Raw genomic sequence first — 20,859 nt, 5'->3', positions numbered from 1 at the left:
AGCAGCAGCGCACTGCACGCAACAGCCGGGGGGAGATGCTATTTTCTGAAGTAGACCGTAAAGGTGCTGCCTTCATCCAGCCGGCTTTCTACCTCAATTTTTCCGCCGGCATTTTCCAGCATTTTCTTGACCATGTACAAGCCTATGCCGGAGCCTTCTACATGATCGTGCAGGCGGCTGAACATGCCAAAAAGCTTGGACTGGTCGGTAAAGCGCATGCCCAGGCCATTGTCGCGTACAGTAATGATCACCCACTGCCCGGTTTCGGCACACCCCAGGCGAAGCAGGGGGCTGCGCTCCGGAGAGCGGTATTTGAGCGCATTAGACAGCAGGTTGTAGATCACACTTCGCAGGTTTTTTTCGGAGAAGTTAATGGGCGGACAGTCGGCTATCTGCAGCTCAACCTGGGCGCCCGCCTCTTCAATCAGGGGCTGCAGGTCTTTGAGCACATCCTGCACCACACTGCCTAAGGTAACGGGCGCCTGCAGCTGGTTGCTTTCCTTTTGCAGCTTTACCACCTCGGTGAGGTTAATAATGGTGCGCTTAAAACGTTCTACAGACTCCTGCATAAGGCCTGTTACCTGAGCAACCTGCGCCGAAAGGGGGCCTTCCTTGGTGAGCGAGCGTTCCATCAGCCGCAGCAGCCCCTCGATGTTGGATATGGGGGCTTTCAGGTCATGCGAGGCGGCGTAAATAAAATTGTCCAGGTCGCTGTTGGTGCGGGTGAGCTGCTGGTTGGTCCTGAGCAGATCTTCATTGGCAGTGGCCAGCTCCAGGGCAAGGGCCTGGGCCTGCTGTTCGCTGGCTTCCACCGCCTGCTGGGCTTCTGTCTGTTCGGTAATGTCCAGCACCAGGGTGTAGAAGCCTGCTACCTCCCCCATTTGCATATCGGGTACATAGTTGGTGCGGATGTATTTTGTGAACCCCTCCCGGTAGGGCATTTTGGCCTCAAAGGCCAGTTCCTCTCCGGCCAGTGCCCGGTTAATGTACTGCTTTACGCCGCTGTAGGCTTTTTCGCCCACCACCTCCCGCACGGGCCGGCCCAGCAGCTGCTCGGGATCCTGATTGAACCAGGCTTTATAGGCTTTATTGGCAAAGCGGTATTTTTCTTCCTTATCCAGGTAGCCGATAAGCACCGGCAGCGAATCGGTCAGGAGCTTCAGCTGGCGGGCGCTGGCTTCTACGGCTTTGCGGGCTGCGGCCTCAGTAGTTACCTCAAAGGCAAAGACCAGCACCCCATCGATCTGCCCCTGCTCATTGATGCGGGCCTGCTGGATAAAGGTAAAGTAGCGGTCTACCAGCTGCCCGCTATCGGGGTGTACAAAGGGTATAAGCAGGGCATTTTCCTGATGGGTAATACCCGTTTCATATACCTTGCGGAAGGTGGCGTAGGCCAGATTGTGCTCAATTTCGGGCAGGGCTTCCAGGATGGGCCTGCCCAGCAGCCTGCGCTCGGGAAACAGCTGCTGGTAGCCGGGGTTTACCAGCTCATAGACCAGCTGAGGGCCGCTCAGGATGCAAATGGCGGCAGGGGCCTGCATAAAGAGCCGCTCCAGGCGGCGGCGCTGCCGCTCGGCCTCGGCCTGTGCCCGGCTGAGGTCTTCGGTGCGCTGGGCCACCCGGGTCTCCAGTTGCCGGTTGAGTTCCCGTACTTCCTTGTGGCTATCTTCCAGCAATTTACGGGCCTGCACCTGGGCGGTCACCTCATAGGCAAACACCAGCACGCCGTCTATTTCTCCATCCAGATTGCGGGTGGCCTGGTAAATAAAATCATAATAGTTCTGCCCTAATTCGCCGTTGTTGGCATGGTCCAGCTGCACCATCATTTCATGGGCCTGAAAGGGCTGCCCGGTCTGGTACACCTGATCCAGCAGATCAAAAATGGGTTGCCCCTCCAGCTCGGGCATGGCCTCGGCAATGGGTTTGCCCATAATGGGACGGTCGCCCACCAGCTGCTGATAGGCGGGATTGACCAGTTTAAAGACATGCTCCGGCCCTTCAAAGATGCAGATGAGCGCCGGCGTTTGCATGTAAATGTTGTAGAGCTGACGAATCTGAAGGTTTAATTCAGCCCGAAGGCTTGCATCCGCTACTCCACTTTCCGAGGGGCCTGTCTTTTTCTGGCTGCTATCGGCAGCCAGGGGCACATCATTAAAATTCACCACCAGCAGGTCGCCGCAGCGTTTGGCCGAAAGCTGAAAAAGATTATCCAGCCCATCATTTTGGTAATGTACCTCCATGCGCTCGGCCCCGCCCGACATAAACACCCGGCGGTAAAAATCAAGCACCCCATTGTGCTGCAGATGCGGAAAGCGGCTAATGATGGTAAAACCGGGCCGCTCCGGGACTCCTATGATGCGCTGCCCTTCCGGGTTTGCATACTCAATGATAAAATCAGCCACTACATCCGTTTCTGCTTCGAGCAGGGGACGCAGAATAAGTATGCCATTAAGCGCTACCTCGTACAGGGTCTTCAGAATTTCTTCAGCAGATAATGAGGGGGTAACGGGGGGGACTGCAGGGGGCGCAGCCGATTCAGACTTCTCCAAAATGCGAACTGTGTAAAAAATAAATATAGTAAGAACATTGGAATAAAATAGTGCAAAGCCGCGCTAAGCTGAACGCCCTCTGCAAAATTACCCTGGCTCCGCAACTTGTAAACCATCCCGCACCTGGAAATAGCCATTTAGGAAACCAAGCTGCCGGCATCTGTAATGCTACTGCCTTCTTCAGTTCTTTCAGGGAAAGAAATGGCCCTTATTGTTGCTTCTGCGCATGCAGCTACCGGTTAGCGCTGTTCGGGAGGGGTCGCCAGGCTGGAGGCCTGCTGCAGCCCCCTGGCAATTTCTGGCAAAATGCCCAGGCGCTGGTAAATGGGCACCACCAACCTGCGCAGCTTCCTTAAATTTAAGGCAAAGGGAATAATGCTCAGGGCGCACAGCAGGCCACAGGCCGCCAGCGTTATGCTAACCCCTATGTACTCAGCCACGGTGCCGGCCAGCATGCTTCCAAAGGGGGCCATGCCCATAAAGGCCATGCTGTAGAGGCTCATGACCCGGCCCCGTTTGTCATCTTCCACAATGGTCTGCAGCAGGGTATTGCAGGAGGCCATGGTCACAATCATGCCAAAGCCGCTCACCAGCATGCACAGCAGGGAGATCAGCAGCACCTCGGAAAAAGAGAAGGCAATCAGCCCCAGCCCAAAGGTAAGCATGGTAAAGATCATGATGCGGCCCAGGCCCAGCACCGATTTGCGCTGGGCCAGAAACAGTGCCCCCATGAGCGCCCCTATGCCCGAAGCCCCCATCAGGTAGCCCAGCGTATTGGCGCCCCCATGCAGGATATCCCGGGCAAAGACCGGCATCATCACACTAAAGGGCATGCCAAACAGGCTCAGCAGCGCCACAATAAGGATCAGTGCCCGGATGGGGGGAAAGCCAAAGGCATAGCCTACCCCCTCGGTAAGCGACTGCCACACCCTGTGCTCCTGCACCACCCGCACATAGGGCTTCAGGCGCATGAGCAGCAGCGAGGCCAGCACCGTCAGGTAGCTGAGGGCATTGATCAGAAAGCAGACCCCCTCCCCCACCCATGCAATGAGTATGCCCGCAATGGAGGGCCCCACCAGGCGGGCCAGGTTAAACATGGAGGAGTTAAGGGCAATGGCATTGCTGATATCCTCCCGCTTATCCACCATCTGGATCACAAAAGCCTGCCGGGTAGCAATATCATAGGCATTGATAATCCCCAGCACCGCACTGAGCGCCAGCACATGCCAGATCTGGATGGTCTCCGTCAGCACCAGCGCTGCCAGGGTAGCGGCCTGCAGCATGGAGAGCGTCTGGGTAAGCAGCAGGATCTTGTGGCGGTTAAAGCGGTCGGCAATTACCCCGGCAAAAGGGCTGAGCAGAAAGGTGGGCACCTGGCTGCAGAAAGTAACCGCCCCCAGCAGAAAAACCGAATCCGTCAGGCGGTAGACCAGCCAGCTAAGGGCAATCTGCTGCATCCAGGTACCGATCAGGGAAATGCCCTGGCCCACAAAAAAGAGCCGGTAGTTGCGGTACTGCAAGGCCCGGAACATCCCCCCTAGTCTGCTTTCCTTACTGGCTGCTGTCATTGGCTACGGCTGGTCTTGGCAAAAGACTCAGCTTTTCCAACGAAAGCAGCCGGCTGGAGGTTGGTGGTTTTTACAGGAATACCGACCTGCCCCTTTGAATCTCCCCATTTCGCTGGTGAGAGCGTTCCTCTTCGCTGGTGCGAGCGTCCCGCTCGTATCCTCATTCAGTGGGAAGTACGAGCGGAACGCTCGCACCAGCGGGGACGCTCGCACCAGCAGTGCACCTGCTGCACCTTTTAGATAAGGGGGTAAAAAATAACCGCCCCGGCACTGGCCAGGGCGGTTAAAGGATATAAAAGACCAAGGATAAGTTCCGCTCGTAGCCCATCCAGTTTGGAAAATACGCATGAAACCCCTGCATCAGCACAGGCAGTATGAAAAGGGTAAACTCCTCCTATTTTGCCTTGAAAGACTTGATAAACTCCCGGGTAAAGTCCGAAAGCACCAATGTACCGCTAATGCCGGCCCGCTCTACCAGCAGCTGGTCCCAGTGCTCGGTGCCCTGCCAGAATACGCGCTTCATGGCCGTAAGGGCCTCGGGGCTGTAGCCGGCCAGGCGCGTGGCAAAGGCATGCAGGGCCGCATCCATCTCCCCGGCATTGTCAAACACTTCGGCATAGAGTCCCCTTTCTTTGGCCCATTCGGCCGACTGGAATTCGGCTGCATCCAGCGACAGTTGGGAGAAGGCCGCCAGGCCAATCTTGCGTTCTACAGCCGGGCCCACCACAAAAGGGCCAATGCCCAGGGCCAGCTCGCTGAGCTTTACGGCCGCATGTTTGGTGGCAAAGCAGTAGTCGGTGGAGGCCGCTACCCCTACCCCGCCGCCAATAGCCTTGCCCTGCACCCGGCCCAGGATCATGCGGGGGGACGTGCGGCAGGCGTTGATCACCTTGGCAAAGCCGGAGAAAAAGGCCAGGCCCTGCTCTTTGGTTTCTATGGCCATGAGCTCGTCAAAGCTGGCGCCGGCACAGAAGGTACGCTCGCCTTCGCTCTTCAGGATAATGACTTTAATGGCCGGGTCGGTGCCGGCAGCCCTGATGGTTTCGGCCAGCTCCTGCAGCAAGGCGCCGGGCAGGGAGTTGTGCGAGGGGTGAAAAAAGCTGATGGTGGCAATCCCTTTTGCATCAAGGCTCAGGTTTACGCTGCCCTCGGCGAGGGTATTGGAGGTGCTCATTTGAGTACGATTTGTTATGATTCGTCGTGTAAATTAACGCAAAAAGTAAAGCAACTAATAGGAATAGCTACAGTAACGTACGAAATCCCCCTTGGCGAAGGGGCTGGGGGGATTGAAATAGTTTTAGATTTCTCATGCAGCTTTTACCAGATCTTATCGATACGGACAACAGTAAGTAGCTAAAGTCTTAGTTTAAAAATTGTCAATCCCCCTCCCCCCTTCGTCAAGGGGGATTCGTTCGGCATAGCAACTCTTGTTCTCATGATCCTCCTTAGCCAGGAGAGTTACCCCTGGTTTTTCATTTTTACCATGGTGAGGATGGTGGCAATGGCTACGGTTTCGCCGGTTTCGTCGGTAACGTCTACCAGCCATTTTACAATGCCTTTGGCCACATCGTCCTCGCTGCGCTTTTCCTGGCTTACCTTTTCCTTGCAGCTCAGCTGCACACCAATGGTCATGCCCGGATACACCGGTTTGGTAAAGCGGCACTCTTCCAGGCCGTAGTTGAGCAGCACCGGCCCCTTCTTTGGATGTACAAACATGCCAGCCGCCTTGGAGAGGATGTAGTAGCCATGCGCCACCCGCCCCTCAAAGAGCGTACCCTCCAGCGAGGTGGCATCTACGTGGGCGTAGAAGTGATCGCCCGACACATTGGCAAAGTTGGCAATGTCGGCCTCGGTTACGGTGTGGCGGTGGGTGGTGTAGGTTTCGCCGATCTCGAGCTCCTCGAAGTACTTCTGGAAGGGGTGCTTGTCGTGCTCGATCTGCCGGGCCCCCTTCTGGTACACGCCGGTAATGGCCGTAACCATGCTGGGCGATCCCTGTATGGCCACCCGCTGCATAAAGTGCTTTACGCCGCGCTTGCCCCCCATCTCTTCACCCCCGCCGGCCCGGCCCGGACCACCGTGGATGAGCATGGGCATAGGCGAGCCATGGCCGGTGCTTTCCTTGGCACACTCCCGGTTGAGCACCAGAATGCGCCCGTGGTGGGTAGCGGCACCCATGGCAAATTCCTGGGCAATCTGTGCATCAAAGGTAGCAATGGAGCTTACCAGCGAGCCCTTGCCCATTTTGGTGATCTCAATGGCTTCCTCCAGCGTTTTGTAGGGCATCAGCGTAGCCACAGGGCCAAAGGCTTCCACCTCGTGTGTATCGGTGCAGCGGAAGGGGTCCTGGTTGAGCATGACGATGGGTGAGATAAAGGCCCCCTTTTCAGCATCGGCGCCAATCAGCTCTACCCTGTCCATATCCCCATAAATGATGGGGGTCTGCCTGGCCAGTTCGGTCAGTTGCCCGCGCAGCTTCTGCAGCTGCTCCCGGCCTACCAGCGAGCCCATGCGCACCCCTTCGGCCTGGGGGTTGCCGATGGCGGTTTTGGCCAGCTCCCGGCCCAGGGCAATCTGTACATCTTCCAGCAGCTTTTCGGGCACCAGTGCCCGGCGTATGGCGGTACATTTCTGCCCGGCTTTGGAGGTGATCTCCTTGCGGATTTCCTTGATGAAGAGGTCAAATTCCGGCGTACCGGGTACGGCATCCTCGCCCAGCACCGAGCTATTGAGCGAGTCGGCTTCCATGGTAAAGGGTACCGCCTCCTGGATCAGGCGCGGATGGGCCTTGAGCTTGCGCCCGGTAGCGGCCGATCCGGTAAAGGTCACCACATCCTGAAAGGTCACATGGTCCAGAATGCCCTCGCCGGTGCCGGTCACCAGCTGCAGGGCACCCTCGGGCAGAATGTTGGATTCGATGATGCGGCGCACTACGGCCTCGGTAAGGAAGGCCGTAATGGGGGCCGGCTTTACAATGGCCGGCATGCCTGCCAGCAGGTTTACGGCAATTTTCTCCAGCATGCCCCAGACGGGGAAGTTGTAGGCATTGATGTGGATGGCTACCCCTTCTTTGGGCACCAGAATGTGGTGCCCCATAAAGGTACCCCCTTTGGAGAGGCCAATGGGTTCGTCTTCCACATCAAAGGGTTTGTCGGGAAATTTACGGCGCAGCGAGGCATAAGCGAAGAGGTTGCCGATACCCCCCTCGATGTCCACCCAGCTGTCGGCCCGGGTGGCGCCGGTGCGGTAGCTGAGGGTATAGAATTCTTCCTTATGCTCCAGCAGGTGAAAGGCCAGCTTCTTGAGCATCAGGCCGCGTTGCTGAAAGGTCATTTTGCGCAGGGCGGGGTTGCCTGTACGGCGGGCCCAGTGCATCATGGCTTCAAAATCAAGCCCGCCGCTGTAGGCGGTAAAAATGGGCTCGCCGGTTACCGCATCCAGGATCTGGCTTTCGGTGCCCGAGCCGGGCACCCACTGGCCCATGGCGTAATTTTGTACTACTGCGCTCATATGATGATGTGTTTTTTCGTATGCTGGTTCTAGTTTTTGCCCCCCTTTCAGCTCTGTTGTAGCCGGTGACTAGCGGGCGTTAAATGGGCCTGGAGGTACGGTAGCTGGTTCCCTTAAACAGGGCCACCAGTACCCCCTGCTGGTTGGTGATCCGAATCTGGTAGACCCCCACTTTGTTTTTCAGGTTCAGCTCCTGCGCTTCTACCGTCAGCACATCCCCTGCCCGGCCGGCCTCCAGATACTCCATGCTGGTGCTCAGGGCCACGCTCAGGCGGCCATGGCTGTTGCAGGCAAAGGCAAAGGCGCTGTCGGCCGCCGAGTAGCTAACGCCCCCATGCAGGGTACCAAAGCCGTTGAGCATCTCCTCCCGCACCCGAAAGTGCAGGCGGCAGTAGCCCTCGCCCACCGCCTCTACTTCCAGCCCCAGCCATCGGCTAAAGGTATCTTTGGCCAGCATGCGTTCCAGCACGGCCTGCGGGGTGGTAGGGGGAATGTGGGTCTGATCGGCCATTGGAAATGGAGTACTTATGGGTAAGGTATGGCTATTCTCCCCGAAAGCGGGGGCTGCGTTTTTCCACAAAGGCCTGCACCCCTTCCCTAAAGTCAGCGGTCTGGCCGGCCCTATTCTGGTAGCGCGATTCCTGCTGCAGCTGCTCCTCCAGCGAGAGATCGAAGCTGCTGTTGAGCAGGGCTTTGGTATAGGCCAGCCCTTTGGTAGGCATTTGTGACAGGCGCTGCACCAGGCTGGCCACCTCGCCCTCAAAGGCCTCATCGGGAATGGCCCTGTAGATCATGCCCATCTGCTGGGCTTCTTTGGCCGGTACTTTATCGCCTAACAGCATCAGGGCGCTGGCACGCTGCAGGCCTATGAGGCGGGGCAGCATAAAGGTGCCGCCGCTATCGGGGATCAGCCCTATTTTGCTAAAGGCCTGGATAAAGGAAGCCGATTCTTTGGCTACCACCACATCACAGGCCAGGGCCAGGTTGGCGCCGGCACCGGCCGCTACCCCATTAACGGCCGCTACCACCGGTTTTTCCAACTGCCGCAGCAGCAGGATGAGGGGGTTGTAGTGCTCATCCACAATCTGGGAGATCTCCATGGCCCCTTCGGCGGTGGCTTCGGCCAGGTCCTGCCCGGCGCAGAAGGCCTTGCCGGCCCCGGTGAGCAGCACGGCCCGCACCTGGGCATTTTGCTGCACCTCTTTGAGGGCCTGTTGCAGGGCCAGGGCCATTTCCCGGTTAAAGCTGTTATAGACCTCGGGCCGGTTAAGGGTAAGGGTAGCTACGCCATCGGCCAGGGAGTAGGTAATGTAGGTACTGGTGTTCATGATATGGGGTCGGCACTAAAAAAAGCCAGTCAGCTGGCAATGCAGCTGCTAAAAAACAGCATCCGGGGCTCAGAAGCAAACCGATAGAGCACTTATTGCGGGTAGGTCTCAGAAATAGCACCTTCCAGCGGCTACAAGCTGCGAATGAAGTAGGCAGGGGGCTCAGACAGAATCAGGCCATAAAATGATGGTCATGGCAGCCCGTGCCTACGACCTTAAGAAGTGTCTCACCTTCTGCTCCGGCACCGGGCTGCAGCGGCCGACCGACGCTGGATCGTACGGAAAAACAGCGGCTCTGGTAGCCCCCAGACCGGCTGTGGCAGCTCTTTTTTAGCTGTTTTGAATGAAAATATACTTCGAAAGAGGTAATTACCGGCGAGTGGTGTTAGCTGGAGGAGGATTAGCTTATTTTTCAGGGGTTGTGCAACAGCTACTGTTGTTGGGCTCTGGCTATTTTATTTAATCTACCAGAGAAGCTTAATGCTTTGATATTTATGAAAATTACCATCCTTAGAGATGATAACTAATTTTTCATATTTAGCTTGAGCGATAATGATCCAGTCAAAAGGATCTCTATGCTGATCCTCAAGGTCCATAGTCTCCAGAATATGCTCGAAAGCTATCGGTAGTAATTCAATATTATTCTTTGCCAGGTGTGTAGATAATTCCTGAAGGTCAAACTGTAGGCCCAGCTTGCCAATTTTAATCTTAACAGCAATCTCCCATAGCGAGGCAATACTATTGAAGCACCTGTTCTGCGGATCAGCAATGGCCTTCCTAGCTTTTGACGAAAGATGTTCATCTCCATTCAAGAAACAAAGGAGTGCATAGGTGTCAAGCAGGTAGGATTTATCCACTACATGTAATCCTTAAAGTCCTCGATTGGATCATCAAAGTCCTCTGCCATCTTTATTTTACCCTTCAAGCTCCCGAATGTTCTGGGCTTTTTGCTGGGTCCTTTTTTGTTCTTTGTCTGCAGAAACTCAACAAAGTCAAGCACTTCCCTTTTTAGATGTTCAGGGAGTGAATTGATCTTGTTATATAGACTTACATTGTTCATATACCAATTTAACTATATATTCTATTCCCCGGTTCTACGAAGCTGTTATTTTGCTTGAGCCCAACTACTGGAATAACGCACCAGGTGCGTTATTTTTTACTATGATTATAGGTCCAACATACGCATTGGTTTAACAAAAACCAAACCCTACCTATCAGGAGGATCGGCAGGCAATTTACACCCTCCTGAACCTTGCTTCACAGGCTGCCAGCACAAAAAAATAGCCCCTGAAAAACTCAGGGACTACCTTTCTTACTTTCTGGGGCTTCTTCGCCGGGATAAAGGAGGCCTTTCGCCTGTCTCAAAGGATCAGTGTCGGTTGCGCTCGTCCTGCTCATCCCCGCCAAACCAATGGCGGACCCGGTTGGCGACCCGGTCTGCGGCCCGGTCCAGAAAGCCCTGTTCTTCCTCCCGATCGCTGCTGCGGCCCGAACGGGATTCGGCATTGCCATAATTTCTATAATCGTAGGCCGGATCGCCGGTGTAGAATTTCCGCTGGCCAGACAGACTGCGGTTCTGGCTTTGGTCGCTGTCTGGGGTGCGGTTCCAGTCCCGGTTGCTGCTGCGTTCCTGCCCCGAGGGGTCGGGATGGCGGGTGCTGCCGTACCCCTTCCCGTAGCGGCCGCCCCAATGGCTGGAGGTGGCATCCGGGCCGGAATCGATATAACGGCGCGTGTCTATCCCACTATTGCCCTGCATGGACGAGCCATACCGGGCCGAGCCTCTCCGATCATCCGCATCCCAGCGGTAGCGATTATCGCCCTGCTGGCTGTATCCAGCTGGCCTATCGCTGCGCCTGTCGTCATAGCCGTAGGGCTGCCTGTCCGGCCTGCTGTAGCGCTCCTCGCCCCCGCTGCGGCTGGGCATGCCACTGCCCCGGCTGAAATCGCGGCCCCATTCCCGGTCCTGGCCTTCTGCTGACCTGCCGCCGTCCCACCGGCTACTCCGGTTAGCATCTCCCTGGTAGCCGCTTTGGCGGGCATCGTACATGTTGCCGGAGGGGGTACGTTCGCCATAGGAGGTATCGCTATCAAAGCGGCCGCCCCTGAAGAGCGCATTATAGGTGGCGCTGCCCTGCTGCTGCTCATAGCGGCGGTTCTGCTGGCGCTGATCCTGCCACCTCTGCTCCTCCTGCATCCGGCTGCCGGGCCTCCTCTCCGAGCCGTAGTCTCCCCTGTAAGACTGCTGGGAGTAGCCCTGGCCTCCGGAATAGCGGCTTTCGCCCTGGGGCCGGCCGCCCTGGCAAGGGGCGCCGCTCTCCTGCCCCTCCCTGTAAAAGCTTTGGTAGCGTTCACTGTCATAGAGCCCCCCCTCAAAGCCCGGCATGCTGCGCTTGCTTGCGGACTGGCTGTCCTGATCCGGGCGCCCCTGGTAGGCATTCCGGTACCGGCTGTCCTGCTCCTCTCTGTAGTTCTGCACTGGGGTCTGCTTTGGATTGAAAAATCGGGCATCCCCGCCTGAAGAGTGGCTACTCCCCCAGCCCCGGTGCTGCTCGCCCGCTGGACGCTCCGTACCATAGTGGTGCTCCTGGCTGTAGGGCTGTCTGCCCGCTCCGATGGCCGGATGCTGGCGCTGCTGCCCCTCAGGCGCATTGCGGTTTCCTTCTAGCCCATGGCGCTTCAGGCTCTCGGGGCTTTTGTCCCAGTGATGGGGGTGGTGGTGGCCCTGCGTACCCCAATTGCCCTCCTTGGCCGGCCCTGACTGAGGGCCGACACTGCCAGATTTCAGGGGGGAGTGTTGCTGATGGTGCTGATAATTTGCCATAAAAATTGTAAGGGTTTGATGTCCGAAAAATTTCAGCTTCAGCCTTTCTGCTCGCTGCTTCCTGCATAGGGCGTTTTGCCCAAATTTACTCAAGCTGAAGGCTTTAGTATAACAGAAGGGGTTGAGGATGGTTTTGATAACCCCTTTGCAGAAGACAGGAGGATTTGGGGATGATACTGGTCTGCTGCCAGTAGCCTTGCCTGCAGCAGGCCAGAAGTATGGCTAGGAAAAAAATAGAAAAAGAAGGCGGACTATTTTTTATGCAGGTGCATTTTAAGCTCTACGATGGCGCAGTCCAGGGCTTCCTGTATGCGGCGATTGGCCCGGTGCAGCTCCCTTTCGGCAGCGGTGGCCAGCAGGGCGCGGCTGCTGCGGATATGCTCCGCCAGCTGATCGGCTTCCAGCATCTGCAGGGTCATTTTGATCTTATGCGCCAGCGCTGCAATTTTATCGGTATCTCTAGTGAGAATAGCCTCGGCAAAACCCTTTTTATAGTCCTCGAAATGGGTAATCGTTAGCAAAATCAGCTTAATCAATGATTCCTGATTATCCCGGGTAATCTGCTTGTACTGCCGTAAGGAGATGGCTCCTCCATCGGCAGGCTCATCTTGTGGCGCAGCAGCAGAGGGCTGTGGCTCGGTGGCGGGGGGCTGCTGAGCAATGGGTTTCAGCACTGCATAGTGCGCAATGAGCCTGTGGAGTTCTTCGGGCCGAAAGGGCTTGCCCAGCAGTTCGGTAATGCCGGCTTCTACAATGCGCTGCTTGTAATCAAATTTGGCCGAGGCTGTAAAGGCAATGATGGGCAGCCGGGCATAGCGCCCGCCGGGCAGCGCCCGGATAGCGGCTGCCGCCTGGTAGCCATCCATCACCGGCATTTGCAGGTCCATCAGCACCAGATCATACTCCTTCTGTGTCGCCAGAGCTACGGCCTGCTGTCCATCAGCCACCACATCATACTGCACCCCCCATTCGTCCAGGTATTCGCTAACCACCAGCACGTTGATCTCATTGTCTTCGGCCAGCAGCAGGCGTACCTGTTGCAGAGATGGGGTACTGGCTTGGGCCGGATCTGCGCCCTGCTCTGCCTGTAGGCGTGTGGCGGCCTCGGCCAGGCCAATGGGCAGCTCCAGGGTAAAGAAAAATGCGGCCCCCTCTCCTGGCTGGCTGCGCAGCGAGAGTTTGCTGCCAAAGAGCTGCAGCAGGCGCTGGCAGATGGGCAGTCCCAGGCCTGTGCCCCCGTATTTTACGTTGATCTCGGGGCTGGCCTGGGTGAATTCCTCAAAAATACGCTCGTGTTGTTCCTTTGGTATACCTATGCCCGAATCGCTTACCTGCACCTGCAGGCGTGCCATAGCCGCAGTCTGCTCCAGCACCTGCACCTGCAGGCGCACCCAGCCCCGCTCGGTAAATTTTATGGCATTGCCCAGCAGGTTGGTTAGGACCTGGCCCAGCTTTACAGAGTCGCCATACACAAAGCGGGGCAGTTGCGGATCCAGGCTAATGCCCAGCTGCAGGCCTTTTTCGTCGGCCTTGTACTGAAAGCCGCTCAGGATGCTGTGCAGCAGCAGCGGCAGGTTAAAGTGCCGCTCTTCCAGCACCATTCGGCCCGATTCTATCTTGCTGAAATCCAGAATGTCGTTGATAAGGTTCAGCAGGTTTTCGGACGAGAACTTGAGCACCTCCACAAAATGCGCCTGCTTTTGGGAAAGGGGCGTTTTGTGCAGCAGATCGGCTATGCCGATGATGGCATTCATGGGGGTGCGGAACTCGTGGCTTACCGTAGAAAGAAAGGCGGCCTTTACCTTGGCGGCTTCTTCGGCTTTTTTCTTGGCCTGCAGCAGTTCCCGCTCGTACTTTCGGCGATCGGTGATGTTAAAAACCGTAATGCGGTTGAGCAGCGGGGCTCCTTCCGTATCTTTTAGCTGTATGCTGTTGAGCAGCACCGGCAGTACCCCTCCCTGGCGTAGCTGCAGGTCGTAGGTCAGCTCGTTTACAAAGCCCTGCATCTTTAGCAGGGGGGCATGGTGCGTCTCATAAAAGATCCGGCCGCCGATGGCAAAAAAATCCTGCAGCTTTTTTTCATACAGCACCTCCTGCCGCTCCCAGCCCAGCCAGCCGAGCAGGGTGCTGTTGATCTTCACAATCAGGCCATTGGGCAGGGTAGACAGATAGCCACAGGGTGCTCGTTCATAGAGATCCTCTGCGCTCTCCTGTATCAGAGCAGCGCTTAGCTGGCTGTCAATATCCTCCCGGTTAAGCTTCAATTCAGGTGCAGAAAAGGTTGAATGGCGGCTATGGTTTCTTCAGGGGCACTCAGGTGCGGACAATGGCCGGCGGTTTCCAGCACCACCAGGGTACTATTCGCCACTTTTTCAGCCACGTAAGCGCCTACTTCCAGGGGAGCAATCACATCTTCGGAGCATTGCAGCACCAGCGTTGGCAGGGTAAGCTTCAGCAGATCCTCCCGGTTATCGGAAAAAAAGGTTACCTGCGCAAATTGCCTGGCAATCTCGGGATTGGTTCTGCAAAAACTGTTGGTAAGCTCTTCGCCCAGCGCGGGCTGATCCGGGCGGCCCATGATCACAGGTGCCATTACGCTGGACCAGCCCAAATAGTTACTCTCCAGGGAGTCAATAAGGGAGTCGATGTCTGCTCTGGAAAAACCGCCCACATATTCCCCCTGGTTGATGTAGCAGGGCGAGGGCCCTACCATGATCAGTTTCTCAAACACCTCCGGCTGTTTAATGGCCGCCAGTGCCCCAATCATGGCGCTCACCGAGTGGCCTACAAAAATGGCCTTGCGGATGTTCAGCGCCCTGCAGATCTCCAGCACATCCTCGGCATAGCCCTGCAGGTTGCTATACCGCTCAGGGGTATAGGCGGTACTATCGGACTGGCCGTGGCCCAGGTAATCAAAGAGCACCAGCTTAAAATGCTTTTCAAAGGCAGGGGTTATAAACCGCCACATGTTCTGATCACACCCAAACCCGTGGGCAAAAAGCATGTACTGCTGGCCCTGTCCAGAAATCTGAACATTAAAACGCTTCCGAACATCCGTCATAAAAAAAAGGGGGAAGAAGGTAAAAAAGGAAGTAGGCCTGCGTAAATGTACATGTTTTATAAAAAAATACCCGAAATATCTCCACAAAAAAGCCTCAGCAAGAACTACTCCTGCAGCAGCCCAGCTAGCGTGTAGCGCTACCTGCTCTCCCTGGCTCCAGCGGTTACTGCCAGGCAATGCAAGGTCCGGGAGGGGCACATGTTATCTGCTGCTTCTGACGTAAGGGTAAATGCTCACAAAAAATTCCCGCATAGCTGTTACTACTTCAGTTTTGATGCCGCTACCCCACATCCGCAAACTGCTGCCCGGGCAGGCAGAGACCACCTCTCCATAGGCCTGAGCTGACGTGGTATGAACGTACAAAGCCCCCTTGCCCACGTCTAAAGCACTGGAAATGCCCGCAAAAACAGGAGCCCGGACAATTTTGTATATTGAGCACAAGTTGTTGTATGAGCACTAAAGAGAATACCCCATGGAAATAGGCATTTGCACCTTTGCCGATGTAGGCACCCACCCCCAGACCGGGGAAACCATAGGCCCCCACCAGCGCCTGCGCAACCTGATGGAAGAAATGGCGCTGGCCGACCAGCTGGGCCTGGATGTGTTTGCAGTGGGCGAGCATCACCGGCCCGATTATGCCGTTTCCTCCCCGGCCACTGTGCTGGCCGCCGCCGCCGAGCGCACCCAAAACATCCGCCTCTCCAGTGGGGTAACCGTACTTAGCTCCGATGATCCGGTGCGGGTATTTCAGCAGTTTGCTACTGTAGACCTGCTGTCGGGTGGGCGGGCCGAGGTGATGGCCGGCCGGGGCTCCTTCATAGAATCGTTTCCCCTCTTTGGGCAGGACCTCCAGGACTATGATGCACTTTTCTCGGAGAAGCTGCGCATGCTGGTGGAGCTCAATAAAGGGGAAACCATCAGCTGGAAGGGCACGCACACCCAGAGCATTCAGAACCGCGGCGTGTACCCCCGCCCCCATCAGCCGACCCTCCCCATCTGGGTAGCGGTAGGGGGCACTCCTGAATCGGTGGTGCGGGCCGCCGAGCTGGGCCTGCCCGTTATGCTGGCCATCATAGGCGGACAACCTGCCCGCTTTGCCCCCTTTGCCCAGCTCTACCGGCAGGTGTATGAAAAGGCCGGCCACCCCATGGACAGGCTGCAGTTTGGCCTTAACTCGCATACCTATATAGCCGATAGCAAGCAGCAGGCACTGGATGAGTTCTTCCCCCCTTATGCCGAGGTGATGAGCCGCATTGGCAGGGAGCGGGGCTGGCCCCCCATGAGCCGGCCACAGTTTGATGCAGCAGCAGGCCCCGAGGGCGCGCTGCTGGTCGGCAGCCCCCAGCAGGTGATCGAAAAAATTCTCTGGGAACATGAGCTCTTTGGCCATACCCGCTTTCTGGCCCAGATGAGCATAGGCGCCCTGCCCCACCGGCAGGCCATGCGGGCCATAGAACTGCTGGGCACCAAAGTAGCCCCGGAGGTAAAGAAACACCTGGCCAAAAAAGAGGTAAAGAGTGCTTAGGAACCACGGTTCCGCTAGCGCTGTCCGAGGCCCTAACCATGCCCTAGCCTGCCTGCCAGGGGGCTAATGAAAGGGAACTGCAAGACCCCTCGTGTATTAGACTAATTTTGAATGAATTAACAATAACATAGATTTTCTCTATAGATCGATAAGGATATTTTGGGCCTTCTGAATTTGGTTCCAGGGCCGGAAATGGGTAATTTCAAGGGCAATAGTTATTGTTTATAACACCTGTTGACATAACCATTTTTATCATCCACACCATGGAACACAAACCAGATAGACATGTAGCCCCCAATACTCCCGTATGGGACACCAACGAATCCAGACGGTGTCCGTTCATGGACGGTGCAGTAAAATTTACGGCGGGCAGTGGCAGATCAAACCGCGATTGGTGGCCAAATTTACTCAACCTCAAGATCCTTCATCAGCACTCCTCCCTCTCCAATCCCATGGGCGAGGACTTCGACTATGCCCGGGAGTTCAAGAGCCTCGATCTGCAGGCGGTAAAAGAAGATCTCTTTAAGTTGATGACCGATTCGCAGGAGTGGTGGCCGGCCGACTACGGGCACTACGGCCCCCTTTTTATCCGCATGGCCTGGCACAGCGCCGGTACCTACCGCATTGCCGACGGGCGCGGAGGCGCAAGCTCCGGCTCGCAGCGCTTTGCTCCGCTGAACAGCTGGCCCGACAATGCCAACCTGGACAAGGCGCGCCTGCTGCTCTGGCCCATCAAGCAAAAGTGGGGGAACAAGATCTCCTGGGCCGACCTGATGATCCTGGCCGGCAACTGTGCGCTGGAGTCCATGGGCCTGAAACCCTTTGGCTTTGGCGGCGGCCGGGAAGATGTGTGGGAACCCGAAGAAGACATCTACTGGGGCTCTGAAGGCGAATGGCTGGGCAATAAAGAGCGCCATGCCGGGGGCAAGCTTGAAAATCCGCTGGCAGCCTCACACATGGGCCTCATCTATGTAAACCCCGAAGGCCCCAACGGCAACCCCGACCCCCTGGAGGCCGCCCAGCACATCCGCGAAACCTTTGGCCGTATGGCCATGAACGATTATGAGACCGTAGCCCTGATTGCCGGTGGCCATACCTTTGGCAAGACCCACGGCGCGGCCGACCCCCGCGACTATGTAGGGGTAGAGCCTGCCGGCGCCGGCATAGAAGAAATGGGCCTTGGCTGGCGCAACAGCTACGGTAGCGGCAACGCGGCCTATACCATTACCAGTGGCCTTGAAGGCGCCTGGACCACCACCCCCATTCAGTGGAGCAACAACTTCTTTGAGAACCTCTTTGGCTTTGAGTGGGAACTCACCAAAAGCCCGGCTGGTGCCCACCAGTGGAAGCCCAAGGGCGGCGCCGGCGAAGGTACCGTACCCGATGCCCACGACCCGCAGAAAAAGCATGCCCCCTTTATGCTTACCACCGACCTGGCCCTGCGCGTAGATCCCGCCTATGAAAAGATCTCCCGCCGCTTCCTGGAAAACCCAGATGAATTTGCCGATGCCTTTGCACGGGCCTGGTACAAGCTCACCCACCGGGACATGGGGCCGGTAGTACGCTACCTGGGGCCTGAGGTACCACAGGAAGAACTGATCTGGCAGGATCCCATCCCGGAAATTACCTATGAGCTGATCAGCGATGCGGATATCCGCTCCCTGAAAAAAACCATTCTGGACTCCGGTCTTTCGGTTTCCCAGCTGGTAAGCACCGCCTGGGCCTCGGCCTCTACCTTCCGCAATTCCGACAAGCGCGGCGGCGCCAATGGGGGTCGTCTTCGCCTGGCGCCCCAGCGGCACTGGGAGGTAAACAATCCTTCTGAGCTGCAGAAGGTGCTGAGCACCTATGAGCGCATTCAGCAGGACTTCAATGGCGCCCAAAGCGGCAACAAGCAGGTATCCATTGCCGACCTCATTGTACTGGGCGGATGTGCCGCCGTTGAGCAGGCCGCCAAAAATGCCGGCTATGAGGTAGCAGTACCCTTCTACCCCGGCCGTGCCGATGCCTCTCAGGAGCAAACCGATGTAGATGCTTTTGCTATTCTGGAACCCAATGCCGATGGCTTCCGCAACTACTACCGCAACCGGGACGACATCTCGGCTTCGGCAGAGGTAATGCTGGTAGACCGCGCACAGCTGATGAGCCTGACCGCCCCTGAGCTAACGGCCCTGGTAGGGGGCATGCGCGTGCTGGGCACCAACTATGATGGCTCCAAACGCGGCCTATTCACCCAGCAGCCCGGCAAGCTCACAAATGACTTCTTTGTAAACCTGCTCGACATGGGCACTACCTGGAAGGCCACCTCTGAGGCTGATTATGAATTTGAAGGCCGTGATCGCAAAACAGGCGAACTTAAGTGGACAGCCACCCGGGTAGACCTGATCTTCGGTTCAAATTCTGAGCTGCGGGCCATTGCAGAGGTCTATGCCTGCCAGGATGGCAAGGAGAAGTTTGTAAAAGACTTTGTAAAGGCCTGGACCAAGGTGATGAACCTGGACCGTTTTGATCTTCAGCAACTCAAGGTACGAAACAACTAAGCGATACTGCTTAGGAGCATCTCCTACCTACACAAAAAGGGCACCCGCATCTGGGGTGCCCTTTTTCATTTGGCATGTCTGTACTACTTTGCCTTGCTACCAAAACCCTGCCGGCAGCCGCTACAGATGGTAATCGCCGGCCGACTCGGGCTGGTAGAGGACTTTTTCAATCCTGAACCTGTTTTTGCCGCTCCGGCCGGCCCATAGAAATTCATCGCCCTGCGAGTAGCCAAAGATGGCAGCCCCCAGCGGGCTAAAGATCGAGATTTTGAAGCGGGCGGCATCTACCGCATCGGGGTAGACCAGCTCTACGGCCATGGCCCTGCCCAGGGAGAGGTTTTTTACCTCTACCCGGGAGTTCATGGTGACCACCGTGGGGGGTACCTTTTTGGCGGTAAGGGTTTTGGCGGTTCCTAATTTTTCTTCCAGCAGCTTTATGTTGTCCCTGAGCTCGGCATAGGACTGTTGCACCGGAAAGAGCTTGCTCAGCCTTTTTTTATCCAGGCTGTTGACGATGAGTGTTTGTACCTCTTTCATGATAAAAAGATTTAGAATAGATCGTATGTAAAAGACAAGGTAAGGGGGTGATTTCCGGCTGTGCTAAAAACCTATGCGTTGCCTGCTGCGGCAAGGCTGGTGTAGCAGCTGGTAAGAATCCGATAAAACAGGGTATAAGGGGGCTTTGAGTAGAAAAACTGGTTTTCTACTCTACAGAAATAAAAGCTTTCTGCGGAAGGGCGTGCGTATCCTGTAGGGAAGAAAAAATGGGCATACCTACCCCCTGTGGGGAATAGGTACAAGATACGTAGATTTTGGGATTTAAAAAATCGCTGGCTGCGCCTTAAACAGGCTGCTTCTGCCAGCTACCTCACCCGCGCTGCCACATCTACATTTTTTTTTGATGTCTACTGCCGGCCAGTATCCCCTACTTTTTGTTTAGGTAGTTAACAGGCAACTGCTAACTTTACCTGAACAAAAAAGCCCTTCCGCTCCTTTAGCCTTTAGCCGGGCTGTATCAGCAGGAAAGCCGGCAGGCACCGCTTATGTGTTGTCCAAGCCGGCAGCAACAGCTAGGAGCAGAAGCGCCAGGGTTCACCCCTGCTTGGCTGCCCGGGCAGGCCCTAGGTATTTCAGAGGAGTGTAGCCAGGAGGTTCAGTACCAGGCTGGCTGCCCGGGCAGTCTGCCAGCGATTCGGGCTGCCGGGCAAGCCTGCCAGAATTGGCTTAATGAAAGACAATGTTTAACCTTTAGTACAAAAACGTCGGCAAGGTTTCAACTCTTAAAGTCTCTGGTTATCTTGCCAGATCCTACATCAATGATTTTCTACTACTTACTCTTATCATGGCCATAAGCAGTGAAGCACCAGATAGCGGATCATTCTCCAATACGGATCATGCACAAACAAGTACATCCAGCAGCATGCCGCTACAGGAGAGCGAGGCTACCTTTCAGCTGCTTGTGAACAGTGTTAAGGATTATGCCATTTTTATGCTGGACAGCCAGGGCTATATCCGCACCTGGAATACCGGCGCCCAGCGCCTGAAGGGCTATACCAAAGCGGAAATTATCAATACGCATTTTTCCATTTTTTATCCGCAGGAGGCCCGGCAGCGCAACCATCCTGCAGCCATCCTGGAAACCGCCGCCCGGGAAGGCCGCTTTGAGGAAGAAGGCTGGCGCCTGCGCAAGGATGGTACCCCCTTCTGGGCCAGCGTGGTGATCTCGGCAGTGTATGATGAGAAAAAACAGCTGATCGGCTTCTCCAAGGTTACCCGGGACCTAAGCGAGCGCAAAAGCCTGCAGGACAAACTCCTGAAAGCCCATGAAGAGCTGCAGGAGAGCGAAGAGCGCTCCCGTCTGCTGATTGCCAGCGTTAAGGACTATGCCATCTTTATGCTTACGCCCCAGGGGTACATTGCCTCCTGGAACGAAGGGGCCAAACGAATTAAGGGC

Annotated in this window: 15 protein-coding genes; 3 read left to right on the top strand and 12 right to left on the bottom strand. The window is 56.2% G+C overall.

Annotated elements, in window-relative coordinates; translation table 11 throughout:
* Positions 1–38: 38 nt before the first annotated feature.
* From ADICEAN_RS07615 to ADICEAN_RS07555, 11 genes are all read right to left on the bottom strand, one after another.
* On the bottom strand, positions 39–2,549 hold the full coding sequence (locus tag ADICEAN_RS07615) for a PAS domain-containing sensor histidine kinase (protein WP_009194985.1): 2,511 nt from the start codon (positions 2,547–2,549) through the stop codon (positions 39–41).
* Positions 2,550–2,788: 239 nt separating this feature from the next.
* The gene (locus tag ADICEAN_RS07610) at positions 2,789–4,117 is read right to left on the bottom strand and encodes an MFS transporter (RefSeq protein ID WP_009194984.1); all 1,329 of its coding nucleotides are present in this window, start codon (positions 4,115–4,117) and stop codon (positions 2,789–2,791) included.
* A gap of 394 nt (positions 4,118–4,511) precedes the next feature.
* Positions 4,512–5,291 (bottom strand): enoyl-CoA hydratase/isomerase family protein, encoded by a 780-nt coding sequence (locus tag ADICEAN_RS07605; protein WP_009194983.1) that lies wholly within the window; start codon positions 5,289–5,291, stop codon positions 4,512–4,514.
* 284 nt (positions 5,292–5,575) lie between these two features.
* On the bottom strand, positions 5,576–7,627 hold the full coding sequence (gene paaZ / locus ADICEAN_RS07600; protein WP_009194982.1) for a phenylacetic acid degradation bifunctional protein PaaZ: 2,052 nt from the start codon (positions 7,625–7,627) through the stop codon (positions 5,576–5,578).
* Between the two features lie 79 nt (positions 7,628–7,706).
* Positions 7,707–8,138 (bottom strand): hydroxyphenylacetyl-CoA thioesterase PaaI, encoded by a 432-nt coding sequence (gene paaI / locus ADICEAN_RS07595; RefSeq protein ID WP_009194981.1) that lies wholly within the window; start codon positions 8,136–8,138, stop codon positions 7,707–7,709.
* Between the two features lie 31 nt (positions 8,139–8,169).
* Entirely contained in the window at positions 8,170–8,955 is a 786-nt protein-coding gene (locus tag ADICEAN_RS07590; RefSeq protein ID WP_009194980.1) for an enoyl-CoA hydratase-related protein, read from the bottom strand.
* A 464-nt stretch (positions 8,956–9,419) separates the two neighbouring features.
* A complete protein-coding gene (locus ADICEAN_RS07585) occupies positions 9,420–9,812 on the bottom strand; it encodes a type II toxin-antitoxin system VapC family toxin (RefSeq protein WP_009194979.1) in 393 nt (130 codons plus the stop codon).
* A complete protein-coding gene (gene vapB, locus ADICEAN_RS07580) occupies positions 9,812–10,015 on the bottom strand; it encodes a type II toxin-antitoxin system VapB family antitoxin (protein ID WP_009194978.1) in 204 nt (67 codons plus the stop codon). The genes ADICEAN_RS07585 and vapB overlap by 1 nt, the downstream gene beginning before the upstream one ends.
* 309 nt (positions 10,016–10,324) lie before the next feature.
* Positions 10,325–11,779 carry a hypothetical protein gene (locus tag ADICEAN_RS21040; protein ID WP_009194977.1) on the bottom strand — a complete coding sequence of 485 codons (1,455 nt, stop codon included), beginning with the start codon at positions 11,777–11,779 and terminating at the stop codon, positions 10,325–10,327.
* Between the two features lie 251 nt (positions 11,780–12,030).
* Positions 12,031–14,043, bottom strand: coding sequence for a PAS domain-containing hybrid sensor histidine kinase/response regulator (locus ADICEAN_RS07560; RefSeq protein ID WP_009194976.1), 2,013 nt, complete (start codon positions 14,041–14,043; stop codon positions 12,031–12,033).
* On the bottom strand, positions 14,040–14,840 hold the full coding sequence (locus ADICEAN_RS07555) for an alpha/beta fold hydrolase (RefSeq protein WP_009194975.1): 801 nt from the start codon (positions 14,838–14,840) through the stop codon (positions 14,040–14,042). Before ADICEAN_RS07555 ends, ADICEAN_RS07560 begins: the two co-directional genes overlap by 4 nt.
* Positions 14,841–15,312: 472 nt before the next feature.
* Between ADICEAN_RS07555 and ADICEAN_RS07550 the strand changes: the two genes are divergently transcribed.
* Together ADICEAN_RS07550 and katG are read left to right on the top strand one after the other, a co-directional pair.
* Entirely contained in the window at positions 15,313–16,365 is a 1,053-nt protein-coding gene (locus ADICEAN_RS07550; RefSeq protein ID WP_009194974.1) for an LLM class flavin-dependent oxidoreductase, read from the top strand.
* Positions 16,366–16,628: 263 nt separating this feature from the next.
* Complete coding sequence (gene katG / locus ADICEAN_RS07545) at positions 16,629–18,905, top strand: catalase/peroxidase HPI (RefSeq protein ID WP_009194973.1); 2,277 nt, start codon at positions 16,629–16,631, stop codon at positions 18,903–18,905.
* A 120-nt stretch (positions 18,906–19,025) separates the two neighbouring features.
* On the opposite strand, the gene rnk is transcribed toward katG, so the two are convergent.
* Complete coding sequence (gene rnk / locus ADICEAN_RS07540) at positions 19,026–19,442, bottom strand: nucleoside diphosphate kinase regulator (RefSeq protein WP_009194972.1); 417 nt, start codon at positions 19,440–19,442, stop codon at positions 19,026–19,028.
* 805 nt (positions 19,443–20,247) lie between these two features.
* On the opposite strand from rnk, the gene ADICEAN_RS07535 reads away from it, so the two are divergent.
* Positions 20,248–20,859 (top strand): PAS domain-containing protein (locus ADICEAN_RS07535; RefSeq protein ID WP_201766021.1); only part of this gene is annotated, 612 nt, incomplete at its 3' end.

It is taken from the genome of Cesiribacter andamanensis AMV16, from assembly GCF_000348925.1.
In the GTDB taxonomy this organism is placed as follows: Bacteria; Bacteroidota; Bacteroidia; order Cytophagales; family Cyclobacteriaceae; genus Cesiribacter; species Cesiribacter andamanensis.
The sequence above is the reverse complement of the archived record's forward strand: the minus strand, read 5'-3'. Positions and strand labels throughout refer to the sequence as shown.